The organism is Pseudoduganella sp. R-43 (assembly GCF_049913255.1).
GTDB lineage: Bacteria > Pseudomonadota > Gammaproteobacteria > Burkholderiales > Burkholderiaceae_D > Rugamonas.
On the sequence record NZ_CP183988.1, the window covers coordinates 5696605 to 5714866 of the forward strand.

Consider the following 18262-nt stretch of genomic DNA (forward strand, 5'->3'; position numbering starts at 1 on the left):
CAGCTTTTCCTATGTAATGACTGTTGGATTACTGCGGCCTGTGTGCATGGCGATGCTCGCCACGCTGTCTGCGATTGCAATCAGCCCTGCGAGGGCTTGCTGCGTTGGGATATGGTGCTGCTCCGGATCGGCCTCGTAGCGTTCCAGGTAGACGCGCAAGGTGGCGCCCTCGGTGCCAGTACCGGACAGGCGGTACACAATGCGCGAGCCGTCCGTCATCATGATGCGGACGCCCTGCTGGCTGGCGTGCGAGCCGTCCACCGGGTCGGTATATTCGAAATCGTCGGCGGCCTGCACTTCGTAATGGTTCAACTTCTGCCCCGGCAAGTTGGGCAGCTTGATGCGCAAGTCCTGCATCAGCAGCTGCGCCGCATCGCTTGCGATGGCTTCGTAATCGTGGCGCGAGTAGTAATGGCGGCCAAAGCGCTGCCAATGCGCCGTGACGATGTCCTGCACCGAGCCGCCGCGCACGGCCAGCAGGTTCAGCCAGAACAGCACGGCCCACAGGCCGTCCTTTTCGCGGATGTGGCGCGAACCGGTGCCGTAGCTCTCTTCGCCGCACAAGGTAGCCTTGCCGGCGTCGAGCAGCGTGCCGAAGTACTTCCACCCGGTTGGCGTCTCATAGCAAGGCACGCCAAGTTCCGCAGCCACCCTGTCGGCGGCACGCGAGGTGGGCATGGAACGGGCAATGCCGGCGATACCGTCTGCATAGCCTGGCGCAACGGTCGCATTCGCAGCCAATACGGCCAGGCTGTCCGAAGGTGTGACGACGAATTCGCGGCCGACGATCATATTGCGGTCGGCGTCGCCGTCGGAGGCGGCACCAAAGTCCGGCGCGGCGTTGGCGCACATGATGTCGATCAGTTCTTCGGCGTTCACCGGATTGGGATCGGGATGCAGGCCGCCAAAGTCCGCCAGCGGCGTGCCATTGATCACCGTGCCCTCCGGTGCGCCCAGCATTCCCTCCAGGATGGCGTGGGCGTAAGGGCCGGAAACGGCATTCATGGCGTCGAACCGCATGGTAAAGCCGCCGGCAAACAGGCGGCGAATGGCGTCGAAGTCGAACAGCTTCGCCATCAGCTCCGCATAGTCGGCGACGGGGTCGATGACTTCGACCGCCATGGCTTCGACGGGCGTGCGCGCGCCGGGTGAATCGATGTCGATATCGGGTGCATCGCTGATGCGGTATTGCGCCAGCGCCAGCGTGCGTTCGTAGATTGCTTCGGTCAGCGCTTCAGGCGCCGGGCCGCCGTTGGCGGCGTTGTACTTGATGCCGAAATCGCCGTCCGGGCCGCCGGGATTGTGGCTGGCCGAGAGGATGATGCCGCCCAGTGCGCCATGCTTGCGGATTACACAGCTCGCGGCGGGCGTGGACAGGATGCCGCCCCTCCCCAGCAACACGCGTGCAAAGCCGTGCGCAGCGGCCATCTTCAGGATTACCTGGATTGCCTCACGATTGTGGAAGCGGCCATCGCCGCCCAGCACCAGCGTCTTGCCGGCGGCGGAGCCGAGCGTGTCGAACACGCCCTGCACGAAATTCTCGAGATAGTGATGCTGCTGGAAAACTGCGACTTTCTTGCGCAGCCCCGAAGTCCCCGGGCGTTGCCCGGGGATAGGAGTAGTTGTCACCGTCTGGATTGCCATATTCGCTCCTCCTGGATGAGAGGATAGTTTTACCGCGAATGGCGCGATCGGTGCGCGCCGCTGGATGGCTTTAAGCTTCCTTCTTGGCCGAGTCGCTGACGATCAGGCAAACGATGCCGCCGATTGCCATCGAGACGCCGCCCAGCACCAGCACATTCACCGAGTGGCCGTTGAACAGGTGCTTGATGACAGGGCCCAGAACCAGGTTGGCGACAATCTGCGGCAGCACCACGAAATAGTTGAACACGCCCATGAAGTAACCCATGCGCTTGGCCGGCAGCGCGCCAGCCAGGATCGCGTACGGCATGGTCAGGATGCTGGCCCATGCAATACCCACGCCGATCATCGGCAGCATCAGCATATTCTTGTCATGGATGAAGGCGATGCTGATCAGGCTCAGGCCACCAATCACGAGGCAAAGCATGTGCACCACTTTGCGGCTGGTGACGTGTGCCAGCTTAGGCAGCAGGAAAGCCACCAGCGCGGACACGCCGCCGTAGATCGCGAACAGGTTGCCGACCCAGTTGCCCGCCTCCTGGAAGATGGCCGACTTGCCATCGGTGGTGCCGAACACGTTTTCAGCAACTGCCGGGGTAGTGAAGACCCACATGCCCATCAGCGCAAACCAGGTGAAGAACTGCACCAGAGCCAATTGCACCATGGTTTTCGGCATGTGCACGAAGCCGCCAAACACTTCCTTCAGCGAGAACAGGAAGCCGCGGCGCTGCGCCTTCTCCATGCGGAACTTCTCGACATCTTCCGGAGGCAGTTCGTCGGCGGTCAACACTGTCCACAGCACCGACAGGAAGTATGCAGTACCGCCAGCATAGAACGAGTAGCGCACGGAGTCGGGGATCGCGCCGTTGACCACTTCATTGCTGACGTGAAGGAAATTGGTGAAGATCATTGGCAGCAGCGAAGCAATCACGCCGCCCAGGCCGATGAAGAAAGTCTGCATCGCAAAACCGGCGGTCTGCTGCGATTCATCCAGCTTGTCGCCGACGAAGGCGCGGAACGGCTCCATCGAGATATTGATCGATGCATCCATCAGCCACAGCACAAGGATCGCCATCCACAGCGCGCTCGAATTCGGCATCAGGAACAGTGCAATGCTCGCCAACAGGGCGCCGACAAAGAAGAAAGGACGACGGCGTCCCCACTTCGCGTGCCAGGTGTTGTCGCTCAGGTAGCCGATGATCGGCTGCACCAGCAGGCCGGTGACCGGAGCAGCAAGCCAGAACAGCGGCAGTTCGTCCGGGGTCGCGCCCAGGGTCGAGAAAATGCGGCTGGTATTGGTGTTCTGCAGTGCGAAACCGAACTGGATGCCGAAGAAGCCGAAGCTCATGTTCCACAACTGCCAAAAGGTCAGCCGCGGCTTGCTGATGATGGAATGCATTTGCATCACTGTTCCCGAGTAATTTTGTAGCAAAATAACATGCCGAATTCAGGCTGTCAATCCACAGACAGCCCGCAAATACGCCATTTTTCGACGTCTTTGTAGTCAAGCTACAAAACAACAGACAGTTTTGCCTTCATTGCACTACCTGCCGGCAGCGCCAGTCGCAGGGTGTGGCTGCGGGCATCCCAGCGGGCCTCGACAGCCTTGCCATCCAGCTTCACGCTGCGCGGACGGCTCGCTATATTGTGGACCTTGAGCGCGTAGACGCGGCTGACCGGCTGCCATGCTTTGCCCACTTCGGTCTCAATGCCGATTTCGAAACCGCTTGCCGATGCAGCGCCGGCAAAATGAGCGATTTCGTACCGTCCCTGCTCGTAGGCGCTGGCGGTCGCGCCGTCGTCGTCGTACAGCTTGCCGCTGGAGGCGCCGGCTGTGGCGTGGTAGTAGTAATTCAACTCGATCTGCTTCGTGTTGTAGTCGCGCGTGGTCTGCACCACCTTGGCCAGCGGCACGAATGCGCCGGCGCGCACGAATACCGGGATATGTTCGGCGGCCACCGGCACCACCTCGTTGATGCCACCCTTGTGCGCGGCATCGCTATGGAAGTCGAACCAGATCCCGGCCGATGCCGGGAAATTGACTTCCTTGCGTTGCGCTCCGGGCTCGGTAACAGGCGCCACCAGGAAGTCCCGGCCCCACAGGTAGGTCGATGCCACGGCGTTGTCGCCGCCCTCGAACATGATCGGGCGCATCAGCGGCAGGCCGGTCTGGCTGTTGTCGAAGGCTGCACTGTAGTTATAAGGCAGCATGGCGTAACGCAGGCGGATCGCCTCTCGCGCCAGCGACTTGGTGCGATCGGTGCGGAATACCGGTTCGGCCGGAACTTCCTCCTGCGCGTGCGGGCGGAAGACCGGCTGGAATACGCCATACTGCAGCCAGCGCACATACAGTTCGTCGTCCAGCATCGGCGAGGCAAAGCCGCCCAGGTCGGAGTGCATATAGGCCAGGCCCTGCATGCCCATCTGCAGCGCGATTTCCATCTGCGACTGCAGGCCGCCCCAGCTACGCTGCACGTCGCCCGACCATGGGATCATGCCGAAACGCTGCGAGCCCGAGTAACCGGAGCGCATCAGGATGAAGGGGCGCTCCTTCGGGAAGTCTTTCTTGTAGCCTTCCGCGATCAGGCGCGCCCAGTCGTGGCCGTAGATGTTGTGGACCTGGTCCGCGCCGAGTTGGCCATGACTGCCGTGGCGCAGCGCGGATGGGTGCACTTCCGGCTCGCCGAGGTCGCCCCACCAGCCGGCAACGCCGCCCTCTTTCAGCCCCTTGTAGATATTCCAGAACCAGTCGCGCCCTTCCGGGCGGTACAGGTCGACCAGGCCGGTATTACCGAAGTAGAAGTCGTATTTATATGGCTCCCCCTGCGTATCCGTGGCCAGCACGCGGCGCTCGACCGCCTCTTGCCAACGGGTGGAAGTGGTCAGCACAAATGGTTCGGTAATAACGACGGTCTTCACGCCCTTTGCCGCCAGGTCGGCCATCATGCCTTTCGGATTGGGGAAGCTCTCCTTGTCCCAGGCCAGGTTGCCCATGGTGCCTTTGACGGTCTTGCCGAACCAGTACAGGTCCAGCACCACCGCATCGACCGGGATCTTGTCGGAGATGAACTTATCGACCACGGCGCGCGTCTCCGCCTCCGTATGGTAGCCGAAGCGGCTGGCGAAGTTGCCGAAGGCCCAGCGCGGCGGCAAGGGCTGGCGGCCGGTCAGGCTGGTGTAGTTGGCGACTACGTCTTCCCATTGCTCGCCGGCGATCACCTGGTAAGTCTTGCGGCCGCCAATGGTTTCGTAGGACAGCGTACCGTCTTTCCTGCTATCGAAATCCAGGTAACCAATCTGCGGGTTATCGAAGTGGATGGCGTACTTCTTCGAGGACAGCGCCATCGGAATAGTGAAATTCAGCAGCTGCGAGCGCGCTTCATAGCCGTAGTGGGCACGGTTGTACAACTGGAAGCGGTTGCCGCGGCGGTTCATGCCTGTAGCCCGTCCGCCGGCGCCATACAGGGCTTCATCGCCGTCCAGCGCAAATTCGATCGCTTCCAGGCCGCCTTCGCGGCGATACCCGCGCTTCTCGGCGACCAGCGGCTGGCCTTTATACAAGTAGCTGATGCGGAACGGCTGCTTTTCCACGCGCACCGTGATGCCCGGCGTGGCGAATTCCAGTGCGCCGCCTTCGTCGCGCAGCGTGCTGGCCACAACGGCAGGCGGCAGCACTACCGCGTGCGACACCGCGTCCGCCACTTCCCCCTTTGGAACAAAGGTGGTCTCCACAACAGCCGCGGAGTAAGGCTTGATGATGTATTTGCCATCGTTTGTGCCGATTTCCAGGACATTGCCGCTTTTCGCGGCAGATAAGAAATGGCGATCCGCGTTCTGCGCCATGGCAGCCTGGCTAATAAGGGCCAATATTGCAAATTTAATTAGTTTCATGGGGTGATATATTAGCGGGCAGTTTTATCTGAGAGGAGAATGAATTGAATAAAACGACTATGAAAAAACCGATGGTCCTGGCCCTCGGCCTGGCCCTGGCAGCGGGCTTCGCCCACGCCGCGCCAGCCGCAAAAAAAGCCAAAGGCACTCCTGCCGAAGCGAAGAAGTTCATCGCGCAGACTGAAGAGAAATTCGACAAGCTGGGCAACGATGCCAACAAGGCCGCCTGGGTTGCGCAGAACTTCATTACCGACGATACCGAAGCGCTGACCGCCTACTTCGGCGAACAGCAGCTGGACGCGTCCGGCCAGGCTGCCCTGGAAGCGCGCCGCTTTAACGGCGTCAAGCTGGCGGACGACGAAGCGCGCAAGATCAAGTTGCTGCAACTGACCCTGATGCTGCCGGATCCGAAGGAGCGCCAGGCTTACGCCGACGCCAACGCCAAGCTGAATGGCGCGTACGGCAAGGCCAAGTACTGCCCGACCCCGGACAACTGCAAGGCCCTGGGCGAACTGGAAAAGACCCTGGCCACCAGCCGCGATCCTAAAGTCCTGCTGGACGCCTGGAACGGCTGGCACATGCAATCGCCTTCCTACAAGAAGCTGTACACCGACTACGTTGAACTGTCCAACAAGGGCGCGCGCGAAATGGGCTATGCCGACACCGGCGCCCTGTGGCGCTCGGGCTACGACATGAAGCCGGAGGAATTCTCGGCCGAGATGGAACGCATCTGGCAGCAAGTGAAGCCGCTGTACGATTCGCTGCACACCTACGCCCGCTACAAGCTGCGCGAAACCTACGGTCCGGACCAGGTTCCGCTGACCGGCCCAATCCCGGCCCACCTGTTCGGCAATATGTGGAGCCAGAGCTGGGAAAACATCTACCCGCTGCTGATGCCTGCCTCCGGCGCCTCCAAGTTCGACCTGACCAATGTGCTGGAAGAGAAAAAGACCAGCGCCAAGGAAATGGTCCAATACGGCGAGCGCTTCTACACCTCGCTGGGCATGCCCAAGCTGCCGGAATCGTTCTACCAGCGCTCCCTGCTGGAAAAACCGCGCGACCGCGACGTGGTGTGCCACGCTTCGGCATGGCAGCTTGACGGCAAGGACGACGTGCGCATCAAGATGTGCATCCGCCCGACCGAAGAAGAATTCGCCGTCATCCACCATGAGCTGGGACATATCTATTACGACCTGGCCTACAAGAACCAGTCCAACCTGTTCCGCACCGGCGCCAACGACGGCTTCCACGAAGCGATCGGCGACACCATTGCACTGTCCATCACCCCGAGCTACCTGAAGAAGGTCGGCCTGATGAACGAAAACCCGGACCCGAACGCCGACATCGGCGTGCTGCTGAAGCGCGCCCTGGCCAAGGTTGCCTTCCTGCCGTTCGGCTACTCGGTCGACAAATGGCGCTGGGACGTCTACAGCGGCAAGACCAAGCCTGCGGACTACGACAAGAGCTGGTGGCAGCTGCGCGAGCAGTACATGGGCGTGAAGCGCCCGCTGCCGATGCTGGCTGACGGCTTCGACGCCGGCGCCAAGTACCACGTTGCAGCCGACGTGCCTTACGCCCGCTACTTCCTGGCCCACCTGCTGCAATTCCAGTTCCATCGCGCCCTGTGCAAGGAAGCCGGCTACACCGGCCCGCTCCACCAGTGCTCGATCTACGGCAGCGAAAAAGCCGGCAAGAAGCTGTGGAGCATGCTGGAGATGGGTACCTCCAAGCCATGGCCTGAAGCGCTGAAAGCCGCCACCGGTGAAGAGCGCATCGACGGCCAGGCCCTGCTCGACTACTTCGCCCCGCTGAAAGTCTGGCTGGACGAGCAGAACAAGCAATTGGCCGCCAAGGCCAAGTAATACAAAAACGGGGGCCTCGGCCCCCGTTTTTTCTACCCCTGGATGCTTAGAACTTGTAGTTCGCGCCCAGCAGGATGGTGCGGCCATACTTCTGGTATTCCAGTTGCTGGTTGCGGTTGCCGTTGTAGGTCTCGTAGGCCTCGTTACGCAGGTTGTTCACCTGCAGCACCAGTCCCATGCCCTTGAACATGCCTTCGTTGAAGCTGTAGCCGATCTGGAAGTCGAGAATGTTCTCGCCAACCACATAGCGCAGCGAACGCTCGCCGGCGAAGTTGCCGATCTCACCCACGAAGTCCGAACGCTTGCGCTGGCTCAGGCGAGTCTCGAAGCCGGCCTTCTCGTAATACACGGTCAGGTTGCTGGTGTGCTTCGACAGGCCTGGCAGCATGATGGTCTGGCCCAGGTTGGCGCTAGGCTCCTTGATGGTGATCGCACTGTCGTTGTACGAGTAGCTGCCGCTCACACCGAAGCCGTCCAGTACCGGGGTCACCATGTTCAGCGGCAGGGAAGCAGTCAGCTCCAGGCCTTTCATGTTGCCGCCCTTGCCATTGTACGGAGCGGTGTAGTTGCCGAACGGGGTAATCGCGTTGGTGCCAGGGATCTGCTGCGAGAAGTCGTGGGTACGGGTCTCGGTAAAGATGTAGGTATCCAGCTTCTTGTAGAAGAATGCCAGTGCTGCGTAGGCTTTCTTGCCGAAGTATTTTTCATACGACAGGTCGAAGGCCTTGGCGCGCCACGGATCCAGCTGGGCGTTGCCGCCGCTGCCGCCTGGTTTGAAGTCGTTGGTGCCGACGTTGAAGTCCAACGCGGAACGCAACTGGTCAACACGTGGGCGGGCGATCTGCTTGGCCAGGGCCATGCGCACGGTATGGTCGTTCGGCAGTTGGAACGCCAGGTTCAGGCTTGGCAGCACGTCGGTATAGGTCTTGCCGTCGTGGACCGGCTTGACTTCCTGGCCGGCAGGTGCTGTGCCGTCCCAGTACTTGGAGTCGGACGACTGGTCGGTGCGCTGCACTTGCACGCCGACGTTACCGCGCAGGCTGACATTGCCCAGTTCGTGCTCGATGTTGGCCTTGGCAAAGGTCGTGGTGATCTTCTCATTCACGGTCCAAGCCTTGGCGATCAGGTAGCTCTTGTCTTCGGTCGGTGCAAAGGTCATGTACTTGGCCACGACGCCCGGTACGTTCCATGCAGGGATGGTGCCCGTTCCGGCAAAGCCCAGGTCGACCGAGTTGTACATCAGGTCCGACGAAATGGTCGAAGGCGCACCTGCCAGGTTAATGCTTGCTTCCGGCTGGTGCTTCTCCTTGCTGCGGTCAGAGTAGTGCACGCCGATATCGAAGCTCGAGAAGTACTTCTCGAGGGCGCCGGACGATTGGATGTTGGCTGCCAGCTTGAAGCCGTTCAGCTCGTCTTCCACGTGCGGGGTCTTGCCGTAGCCGGAACCGTAGATGGTGTTACGCACGTACAGGTTGGCCGGGTTGCTGTAGTCGAGGCCCGGTTTCAGAGTCGGGAAACCGCCGGTGCCCAGCGACAGGGCGACGGAATCCAGGAATGGATTGCCGGCCGCGTTACTGATCTGCAGGTTGTTTTCCAAGCTCAGTTCATCGCGCTTGGCGGTCGAGCGGCTCAGGTCAGCCACCAGGGACCAGCCATCCATCTTCCATTCGTTGTTCCAGCCGATGGCGCGGATATCGTCCTTGCGCTTGGTGTACATGCCGCGCACCAGCGGATACGCATTGTTTGCGGTGCCGGTGGCGAACGAACCATTGTTGGTGGTGACGCCCGTAAACGACATAGGCGTGGTGGTGCCATTGTAGCCGCTGATGTTTACTTCGAACTGATTGGCAGTGTCTTCGTGCTTGAAGCGCGAAGCATACACGTCGATCATCGAAGTGAAGTTCTTGTTTGGACGGTATTGCAACACGCCCATCAGGCCATCGCGCTTGTTGTAGCCGCTGCGTGCCAGGGACTTGAGGCCGTCGGTGACGTTGGTACCGGCAGGCACGCCTGGACGGGACTCTTTCTTCCACGGCTCGTACAGGCCGGTTTCCTGCGCCAGCACTGGGGAGTCCAGGTGCGCGAAGCCGATCGCCACGCCAATGGTACGGTTGGCAAACTGGTCGATGTAGCTGGCGCTGAAGCGGCCGCCGCGCGAATCGGTGTCGGCGATGCTGCCCAGCGAATTCTTCTCCATGCGGGCGTTCATGGACACGGTACGGCCGCCGAAGGCCAGCGGACGCACGGTCTGCAGGTCCAGGGTGCCGGACAGGCCCTGGCCAACCATGCCGGCGTCAGGGGTCTTGTAAATGGTCACGCCGCTGATCAGCTCAGACGGGTACTGGTCGAATTCCACGCTGCGATTGTCGCCGGTGGAGACTTGCTCACGGCCGTTCAGCAGGGTGGTGGCAAAGTCCGGGGACAAGCCGCGGACCGCGATGTTTTGCGCACGGCCGGCAACGCGCTGGGCGGCCAGGCCTGGCAGGCGGGCGATGGATTCGGCGATGGAGGTATCAGGCAGCTTGCCGATGTCCTCCGCGGAGATGGCCTCGACGATGGAAGTCGCGTTTTTCTTGACGGAGATCGCGTCCTCAATACCGCGGCGAATGCCGGACACGGTCACAGTTTGCATCGGCGCGTCAGCTGCCTGGCCGGTGGCGGTGGTGGTTGCGGTCTGCGCGTACGCAGAGCCAGCGAAGGCGGATACAAATACAGCACACCCAGCCGCAACCGGACTCAGTCGGAAAGCGGTATTGCCTCGCTTGTTGGCGAAGATAGTCATCAAAGTCCCCTCACTCATTAAACATTCTTTCCCGCAACCTACACAGACCGGTTTATTTCGACTACACGGGAATCCTTGGAAAGCGAACGCTCTTACGGACGCTCTGAGGCGGATTCTGTACTAAAACTAGATTTGGTGTCAATGAATGACCATCATCATTCCTGTGTATTTCTGCCTTTCCCAGCGGCTTCTCTCTGCCATTCGGAGCCAGCACGTTGTATTTCGGCTACAAATCTAGACATATTCATGTGTAGTAGAACTACAGTCAATTTCGGTGTATTGTCGGGCCCATAAGACGTCCAGACCGGAGATTTCATGAAGAAGACCGCTTTCGCCGCCCTGCTTGGCCTTGCCCTACTGCAAGCCGCCCATGCAGCCCCGCCAACTGTCCAGCATATGGAGCCTCCTTTCTGGTGGGCCGGCATGCAGAATCCCAAGCTGCAACTCATGGTGAATGCGCCGAAGGTGGCGGACCTGGAACCAACGATCGACTATCCGGGCGTGCGGATCGGGAGCGTGAGCCGGGTGGCCAACCGCAACTACCTCTTCATCGACCTGGTACTGGCGCCGGACGTGGCGCCTGGCCGTTTCGACATCCGCTTCGCCGCGCCGGGCAAGCAAAGCCTCACATATGGTTACCAATTACTGGCGCGCACGCCCGGTTCGGCGCAGCGCCAGGGCTTCAACAGTTCCGACGCGATTTACCAAGTCATGCCGGACCGCTTCGCCAACGGCAATCCAGCCAACGACAATATCGCCGGCATGCCGGACAAGGCCAACCGCGCCGAGGGCAACGGCCGCCACGGCGGCGACCTGGCAGGCATGGCGGCGCACCTGGACTATATAAAGGACATGGGTTTCACGCAGGTGTGGCCAACCCCGCTTGTGGAAAACAACCAGGATATCCACTCCTACCACGGCTATGCGGCAACCGACCATTACAAGATCGACGCGCGCTACGGCAGCAATGAGGATTACCGCAATTTTGTGGCACAGGCGCGCACGCGCGGCATCGGCGTGATCCAGGATGTCGTGTTGAGCCACATCGGCAGCCGCCACTGGTGGATGAAAGACATGCCGATGCAGGATTGGCTCAGCTACGACGGCAAGTACACGCCGACCGCGCACCACCGCGTTGCCAGCGTCGATCCGTACGGCAGCAAGGAAGACGCGCGCAACTTCACCCAGGGCTGGTTCGGGCCGCATATGCCGGACATGAACCAGACCAATCCGTTTGTGGCGAACTATCTTATCCAGAACAATATCTGGTGGATCGAGTACGCCGGCCTGTCCGGCCTGCGCGTGGATACCTACGGCTACTCCGATACCGCCTTCCTGACTGAATGGTCGAAGCGCGTGCGGGCGGAATATCCGAAGCTGAATATGGTGGGCGAGGAATGGAGCACCCGGATTCCTATCGTGGCCCGCTGGCAGGCCCTGAACGCGCCCAGCATGATGGACTTCCCGCTCAACGACGTGCTGCGCAAGGCATTGGGCGACACGGACGGCACCTACCGCCTGTACGACGTCTACGAGACGCTGGCGCAGGATTACCTTTATCCCAACCCGTCCAATCTGGTACTGTTCGAAGGTAATCACGACCTGGCGCGCAGCTTCAGCATGGCGAACAGCGACCCTGCCCTGCTGCGCATGGCGCTGGCCTTTACGCTGACCGTGCCGCGCATCCCGCAGTTCTACTACGGGACTGAAATCCTGATGCCGAGCACCGTGAAAGGCCGCGACGATCCATCTTACCGCCACGATATGCCAGGCGGCTGGGCAGGCGACAAAGTGAATGCCTTTACAGGCGAAGGCCTGAGCGCGGAGCAGCGCGACATGCAGTCCTTCGTGAAGAAGCTGGCCAACTGGCGCAAGACTTCCAGCGCGGTCCAGCACGGGAAGATGATGCAATACGGGCCGGAACAGGATACGTATGTCTACTTCCGTCATGACGGCAAGCAGAAGGTCATGGTCGCGCTGAACAAGAACGCAAAGGATGTGACGCTGGATGCGGACCGTTTCCGTGAAATGCTGGACGGCGTACGCAGTGGCACGGACATCATCACTGGCCGCAGCATTCCGCTGGCGGGCAAGTTCACGCTTCCGGCCCGTTCCGTCCTCGTGATGGAGGTCCAGTGATGCTGCGCCGCCCGCTGCCTGCCGCTGCCATCGCGGTCGCCTTCGCAACTGCGGGCGCGCTGGCGGGCGGCCCGGCACTGGCACATACCAGCATCGAGCTACCATTCGGCAGCTACAAGGCCAGCTTTGCAACGCCGGATGCGCAAGCGGCGCTGCGCAGTTACACGCAGTCCACCAACATGCCCCTGCGCGACAATGCGCCCCAGTCAATCGCCTTCAGCGAGCAGGCCGGCTCGCCCAAAGTCCGCAGCGGCAACCTGGCCTTCGACGCACTGTTCGCGCTGGCGATGACGGAAATGAAGCAGGACTCGGTGCAGGCCATCCGCGATGGCAGCTACAACGGCGGCCAGCCGATAGCTTGCGAATGCTTCGAGACCGGCGAAAAATGGCACTACGTGTGGACGCGCGACTTGTCCTACGCTGCCAACCTGGGCCTGGCGATGCTCGATCCTCAACGCAGCCGCGACTCCCTGCTGTTCAAGCTTTCCGGCTACCGTAACGGCAAGCCGCCGCTGGCGGCCGGCAGCGAAGACGGCCTGCAGATCGTGCAAGACACGGGCAGCGGCGGAAGCTGGCCTGTCAGTACGGACCGCGTCAGCTGGGCCTTCGGCGCCGAGCAAACGCTCAAGTCGCTGCCGGAGGAAGAACGCGCGAAATTCGCCGCCACTGCCTTGCAGGCGCTGCGCAACACGATCGAGAACGACCGCATCGCCGCTTACGATCCCGCCAGCGGCTTGTACAATGGCGAGCAGTCCTTCCTTGACTGGCGCGAACAGTCGTATGCAGGCTGGATTCCCAACGACCTGTCCAGCATGGCCACGTCCAAGTCGCTGTCGACCAATGTCGCCCACTATAAGGCGCTCACACTGGCGGCAGAACTGGCGCAGCATGCCGGCGACAACGACGGGGCGCTGCGTTACGCGCGTTGGGCGTCAGGCTTGAAGATTGCGATCAACGACCGGCTTTGGCTCAAGGACGCCGGCATGTACAGCAGCCTGGCCGCCGGTCACTTCGACGGCGCCGCCATGCACAAGTTTGACTGGCTTGGCCAGTCGCTCGCCATCATCACAGGCGTGGCAGATGCCGGGCAGGCGCAGTCGATACTGGCCCGTTATCCGCACGGACCGCTGGGCGCGCCGGTCATCTGGCCGCAGCAGCCAGGCGTGCCGGTGTACCACAACCGTGCCTTGTGGCCTTTCGTTACAGCTTATGGCTTAAGGGCCGCTGCGCAGTATGCAAACGTGGCCGTTGCCGATGCCGCCTATGCCAGCTTGCTGCAGGGCGCGGCGCTCAATCTGTCGAATATGGAGAACATGGAGTGGCGAGGCGGAGATCCTTCCGCGCCGGCCATCAATTCACGCCGCCAGCTTTGGTCTGTGGGCGGCTTTCTTGGGATGGTGGTGCAGCAGGTGTTTGGCGTCGGCGCCGATGCCGAGCGGCTGCACATCAATCCCTTCATTACCGCCCGGCTGCGGCGCGAGTGGTTCACGGGCAGCGATGCGATCGAGCTGTCCGGCCTGGTCTTGCACGGCAAGCGGCTGCATATCAGGATCAAGCTTCCCCCGCCTGTTGCGCTCGAAGGCTATTACATGCCGGCAGGCGGCAAGCTGAATGGCAAGGATGCGCGCGGCCCGGTTGCATGGAACGAACTGGCCGACGACAACCTGATTGAAATAGAAATGGGCACGCTGGTGCCTGGGCGGCAGCAGATCACCTTCGCGGGCAGCGAGGCCGCTTCGACTGCACCGCCAGAACCGTTCGTCCGGCAAGCAGAATCCGGCATCCTTCGCATCGCGCCGGGAGCGGGATCGCAAGAAGGCACGCGCTTCAACGTGTACCGCGACGGGCAACTGGTCGCCGCGGAGCTCACCGGCGGCAGTTGGGCGCCTGGCCCTGCGGCCGCAACGTCGTCCTGCCATGCGGTGGAAGCAGTCTACCCGGCCACCGGCTTGCGAAGCCATCACTCGCAGCCGCTCTGCCCCACCCCAGCCAGCGGCACGGTCGGGCCAAGTGCCGTGACGGACAGCGTGACCGCAACAAAAGACGGACGCTACTACGTCCAGCTTCGCTACAACAACCACGCCCACCAGATCAACCTCGGCATCACCAACGCCGTGCAGTTCCTGCGCCTGCGCGACAAACACGGTGCGGTCGCGGCGGAAGGCGTCCTCCAGATGCCGCACAACGCTCCTGCCAACGGCCCGGCATGGTCGACTCCTCTGCCCGCCACGCTGAAGCAAGGCAGCTACCGGCTCGAACTGCAGCCCTTCTACAATATGAGCAGCCTGCAAGCCAACGCCGGCTACGCCGACGCGGGCGGCAGAAGCGGCGCACGCAACGATGCCGACGTGCTGGCGGCACGCCTCCTGCCAGCACCGGCAGCAAGCAAACCGCCGCTGCACGGCACCTTGCAGCTGGTGGAAAAGTTCAAATCGTCCCGGTTGGGCAACGAACGCACGCTACGCATCTATCTGCCGCCAAGCTACGGCAGCGACACCAGGCGGCGCTATCCTGTACTGTACATGCACGACGGCCAGAACCTGTTCGACGCCACAACCGCCAGCTACGGCACCGAATGGAACATCGACGAGGTGGCGGACCGCCTGGTGCGCCAGGGCGACATGGAGGAAGTAATCGTGGTCGGCATCGACAACACCACCGATCGCATCGCCGAATACACACCATGTTGCGACCCCAAGCATGGCGGAGGAAAGCTGAACGCCTACGCCGACTTCCTGGCGAAAACAGTCAAGCCATGGGTGGACAAGCAATACCGCACCAAACCCGGCCGCATGCACACGGCGGTGATGGGTTCATCGCTGGGCGGGCTGGCATCGATCGGCATCGCGCAGCGCTATCCGCAAATATTCTCGATGGCAGGCGGTGTCTCCAGCTCTTTCTGGTGGAACAACCGGGAAGAAGTGAAGCATCCGCCGAAGAAGATGCCGGTCCGGTTCTACATCGACGTGGGAACGGTCTATGACGGTCAGGAAGACAGCGAAGCATTCCGCCAGGCCATGCTGAAGAACGGCTACCGCGAAGGCCGGGACCTGCGATTCCTCGTCGACGAAGGGGGACGCCATAACGAGCAATCGTGGGCCGGCCGCGTGCATGCCGCGCTGGCCTGGTTCTTCGGCAAACCGGGCCGCGCCGCGCCGCAGAAGGCGCCTTAAGCCGGCAAGGCGCGCAAGCTGCGGCTTGCCGACAGTTTCATGTGCGAGCCGCCTGACGTCTCGCGCACCTTGAACACCGACACCGCTTCCTCCAGGCTTGCGGCCTGCTGCTGCAAGGCCTCGGCAGCCGCGGCGGCTTCCTCGACCAGCGCCGCATTCTGCTGCGTCACGCTGTCCATCTGGGTGATGGCATCGCTGATCTGCTCGATCCCGTCGCGCTGCTCCCCGGTTGCCACGGCGATCTCGCCGATGATCGAGGTAACACGGCGCACGCTGTTGACAACTTCCTCCATCGTGACGCCGGCCTCGCCCACCAGGCGGCTGCCCTCTTCCACGCGTTCGACGGAATTGCCAATCAGTTCCTTGATCTCCTTCGCGGCCGCAGCGGAGCGGTGCGCCAGGTTGCGCACCTCGCCCGCCACCACGGCAAAGCCGCGGCCTTGCTCGCCGGCGCGCGCAGCTTCCACCGCCGCATTCAGCGCGAGGATATTGGTCTGGAAAGCAATGCCATCGATCACGCCGATGATGTCGACAATCTTGCGCGACGATTCGTTGATCGCACCCATGGTCTGCACCACTTCCGAAACGGTCGCGCCGCCGCGCACGGCGACATTGGAAGCCTCGTCGGCCAGCTTGCGCGCCTGGGTCGCATTCTCATTGTTCTGGCGCACGGTGCTGGTCAGTTCCGTCATCGACGACGCGGTTTCCTCGAGCGAACTGGCTTGCTGCTCGGTGCGCGTCGACAAGTCCATGCTGCCGGTCGCCACCTCGCTCGATGCGCTGGCGATCGTCTGGGTGCCGGTGCGCACACGGCTCACGATATCGGACAGGTTGCCGCTCATTTGCTTCAATGCCGACAGCAGTTCGCCCACTTCATCCTTGGTGCGCACGTCCACGTCGACGCTCAGGTCGCCCGCCGCGACCGTCTTGGCGATATCGATCGCCTGGTCCAGCGGACGCGTGATGCCCTTCACGATCCACCATACGATGACCGCACCGATCACCGTCGTGACCACCAGCACCACCAACAGGGTAACGGTAGCAGAGCGGTTGGCCGCTTCCGCCGTCGCCACCGCTTCTTCCGCATTCTTCTTGGACTGCGCATCGATGAACGCCACGATTTCGTCGATCTTCTTGGTTGGCGCGCGGTCCATGCCGGCAACGGCCTTGTCGAGAATCTTGTAGCTTTCCGGGTTGGCCGCATCGAACTGCTTGAGCGCGGCCATATAGCTCTTGCCAAGGTCCTCGTGCATCTTGATCGCTTCGTCATCCAGCGTGGTCTGCAGGTTCAGCTTTTTCAGCATGGCCGACAGCTTCTGCAGCTCCGCGTTGGTAGCCTGGCCGCTCTTGACGAAGGCTGCGGAATATTTTTCGAGCTGCGCAGGATCGTGGCCGCGCACCAGGATGTTCTTCCACTCCTGCACCTGGATCTTGAATTCAACCTGCGCGCCGCGCGCAGTATCGACGGCCTGGGTCAGGTCGACCGAGCGCTGCATGCTCTGGGCATTGCTGGATTTGATGAAGCTGATGGCGCTCCAGCCCTGGTAGCCGACCGTCAACAAGGCCAGCATGAAGAAAGCGCCCAGCAAGGCCAGGCGCACTCCGATCTTTAGATTGCCGAAGTTCATGATTAGTTTCCCCTTGGTAAAAAGGCGACATTATGCCTTCAGGACTGCAATCGTCATCATGCGCCCTAAAGTACCAAAAGCCAAGAAACCTGTTTTCGCAACAACCTAGCTGTGGCGCGGGGGAAACTCCATGCGGTAAAGATCCGTCTTTCCCGCATCAAGCCGCTCGACAAAGTGCATGCCAAGCTTCATCAGCAACGCTGACGACGCCGTATTGCCGGGCGACACGATGCCTAGCAGGCGCGGCAAGCCAACGACATCGCGGCCGTAGGCCATGGCCGCCGATGCCGCCTCCCACGCATAGCCCTGGCCCCAATAGGCTGGCAGGTAGGCATAGCCTATATCGGTATCGGGCAAGGTGTCGCGCTTGATCAAGCCGCACATGCCGATGGCGGCGCCATCTTCCTTGCGCACCACCATCCACAAGGAATAGCCCAACCGGGCCTGCATGGCGACGGGGCCGGCGAGCAAGGCGGCGCGCGCGCCTTCAAGGTCGCGCACGCCCTTGTCGCCAATGTTTTCGAGGAAGGAAGGCTCGTTCACCAGGCGCAGGTAGAACGCAGCATCATCAACAGTTGCGGGACGCAGGGTCAGTCGTCTGGTATCGATCATTGCTCCGGCCAATCGTTGGGGTCGGCCAGGAACTTGTACATCACATACACGTCGACAAAACCGAGCTGCTTGTGGCGATAGGCGCGCGGCAGCGTGCCTATGACTGAAAAGCCGAGCCGCTTCCACAGCAGCACGGCAGAAACATTGGTACTGACCACATAATTGAACTGCATGGCGAGGAAGCCATCGCGCCGCGCCTGTTCCAGGCAATGGCGGCCCAGCATCTTGCCGATGCCCACGCCTTGCGCAGCGGGGCTGACCATGAAGGAAGCGTTGGCCACATGCGAACCCCGGTCGAGCTGGTTGGGCAGCAGGCGGTACATGCCGAGCAGGCGGCCGGTATTCAGCACCGCCACCCAGGTCTTGATGCCGCGCCCGAACCAGTACGCGTGGCAGTCGTCGCGGCTGGTCTCCGCGGCGAAATAATAAGTATCACCGCTGGCGATCAACTCCTGGAAAATCGTCCACATGGAGTCGAAATCGGCCTCAGTAGCCGGGCGGATGACGATGTCTTTCAAAGCTGCTCCCAACGGC

General features: G+C 61.6%; 10 protein-coding genes. 3 read left to right on the forward strand and 7 right to left on the reverse strand.

All coding sequences use genetic code 11. The features are described from left to right. Positions 1-9 precede the first annotated feature (9 nt). From ACN9M3_RS26015 to ACN9M3_RS26025, 3 genes are all read right to left on the reverse strand, one after another. Positions 10-1644, reverse strand: coding sequence for an alpha-D-glucose phosphate-specific phosphoglucomutase (locus tag ACN9M3_RS26015; RefSeq protein WP_426319069.1), 1635 nt, complete (start codon positions 1642-1644; stop codon positions 10-12). Positions 1645-1714: 70 nt separating this feature from the next. Further along, entirely contained in the window at positions 1715-3046 is a 1332-nt protein-coding gene (locus tag ACN9M3_RS26020; protein ID WP_426164189.1) for an MFS transporter, read from the reverse strand. Positions 3047-3150: 104 nt separating this feature from the next. Further along, entirely contained in the window at positions 3151-5484 is a 2334-nt protein-coding gene (locus ACN9M3_RS26025; protein ID WP_426319070.1) for a TIM-barrel domain-containing protein, read from the reverse strand. 92 nt (positions 5485-5576) lie between these two features. Here ACN9M3_RS26025 and ACN9M3_RS26030 point away from each other — a divergent pair, with 92 nt between their 5' ends. Further along, positions 5577-7394 (forward strand): M2 family metallopeptidase, encoded by a 1818-nt coding sequence (locus ACN9M3_RS26030; protein ID WP_426319071.1) that lies wholly within the window; start codon positions 5577-5579, stop codon positions 7392-7394. Positions 7395-7440: 46 nt separating this feature from the next. Here the strand turns inward: ACN9M3_RS26030 and ACN9M3_RS26035 are convergent, their stop codons facing one another. Further along, on the reverse strand, positions 7441-10176 hold the full coding sequence (locus ACN9M3_RS26035; protein WP_426319072.1) for a TonB-dependent receptor: 2736 nt from the start codon (positions 10174-10176) through the stop codon (positions 7441-7443). Positions 10177-10491: 315 nt separating this feature from the next. Between ACN9M3_RS26035 and ACN9M3_RS26040 the strand changes: the two genes are divergently transcribed. Next, positions 10492-12315, forward strand: a complete 1824-nt coding sequence (locus ACN9M3_RS26040) for a glycoside hydrolase family 13 protein (protein WP_426319073.1) — start codon at positions 10492-10494, stop codon at positions 12313-12315. After that, positions 12315-15488: an alpha/beta hydrolase-fold protein gene (locus ACN9M3_RS26045; RefSeq protein WP_426323856.1), complete on the forward strand. Its 3174-nt coding sequence runs from the start codon at positions 12315-12317 to the stop codon at positions 15486-15488. The genes ACN9M3_RS26040 and ACN9M3_RS26045 overlap by 1 nt, the downstream gene beginning before the upstream one ends. Here ACN9M3_RS26045 and ACN9M3_RS26050 read toward each other — a convergent pair. From ACN9M3_RS26050 to ACN9M3_RS26060, 3 genes are all read right to left on the reverse strand, one after another. Further along, positions 15485-17116: a methyl-accepting chemotaxis protein gene (locus ACN9M3_RS26050; protein WP_426319074.1), complete on the reverse strand. Its 1632-nt coding sequence runs from the start codon at positions 17114-17116 to the stop codon at positions 15485-15487. The two genes, ACN9M3_RS26045 and ACN9M3_RS26050, sit on opposite strands and share 4 nt — an antisense overlap. Positions 17117-17221: 105 nt before the next feature. After that, entirely contained in the window at positions 17222-17728 is a 507-nt protein-coding gene (locus ACN9M3_RS26055; RefSeq protein WP_426164203.1) for a GNAT family N-acetyltransferase, read from the reverse strand. After that, complete coding sequence (locus tag ACN9M3_RS26060) at positions 17725-18246, reverse strand: GNAT family N-acetyltransferase (protein WP_057259917.1); 522 nt, start codon at positions 18244-18246, stop codon at positions 17725-17727. The genes ACN9M3_RS26055 and ACN9M3_RS26060 overlap by 4 nt, the downstream gene beginning before the upstream one ends. Positions 18247-18262 lie beyond the last annotated feature (16 nt).

Coding starts and splice junctions, on each gene's coding strand:
- ACN9M3_RS26035 (WP_426319072.1), bottom strand. CDS start 10,176: ATGACTATCTTCGCCAACAAGCGAGGCAATACCGCTTTCCGACTGAGT.
- ACN9M3_RS26055 (WP_426164203.1), bottom strand. CDS start 17,728: ATGATCGATACCAGACGACTGACCCTGCGTCCCGCAACTGTTGATGAT.
- ACN9M3_RS26040 (WP_426319073.1), top strand. CDS start 10,492: ATGAAGAAGACCGCTTTCGCCGCCCTGCTTGGCCTTGCCCTACTGCAA.
- ACN9M3_RS26045 (WP_426323856.1), top strand. CDS start 12,315: ATGCTGCGCCGCCCGCTGCCTGCCGCTGCCATCGCGGTCGCCTTCGCA.
- ACN9M3_RS26020 (WP_426164189.1), bottom strand. CDS start 3,046: ATGCAAATGCATTCCATCATCAGCAAGCCGCGGCTGACCTTTTGGCAG.
- ACN9M3_RS26015 (WP_426319069.1), bottom strand. CDS start 1,644: ATGGCAATCCAGACGGTGACAACTACTCCTATCCCCGGGCAACGCCCG.
- ACN9M3_RS26025 (WP_426319070.1), bottom strand. CDS start 5,484: ATGGCGCAGAACGCGGATCGCCATTTCTTATCTGCCGCGAAAAGCGGC.
- ACN9M3_RS26050 (WP_426319074.1), bottom strand. CDS start 17,116: ATGAACTTCGGCAATCTAAAGATCGGAGTGCGCCTGGCCTTGCTGGGC.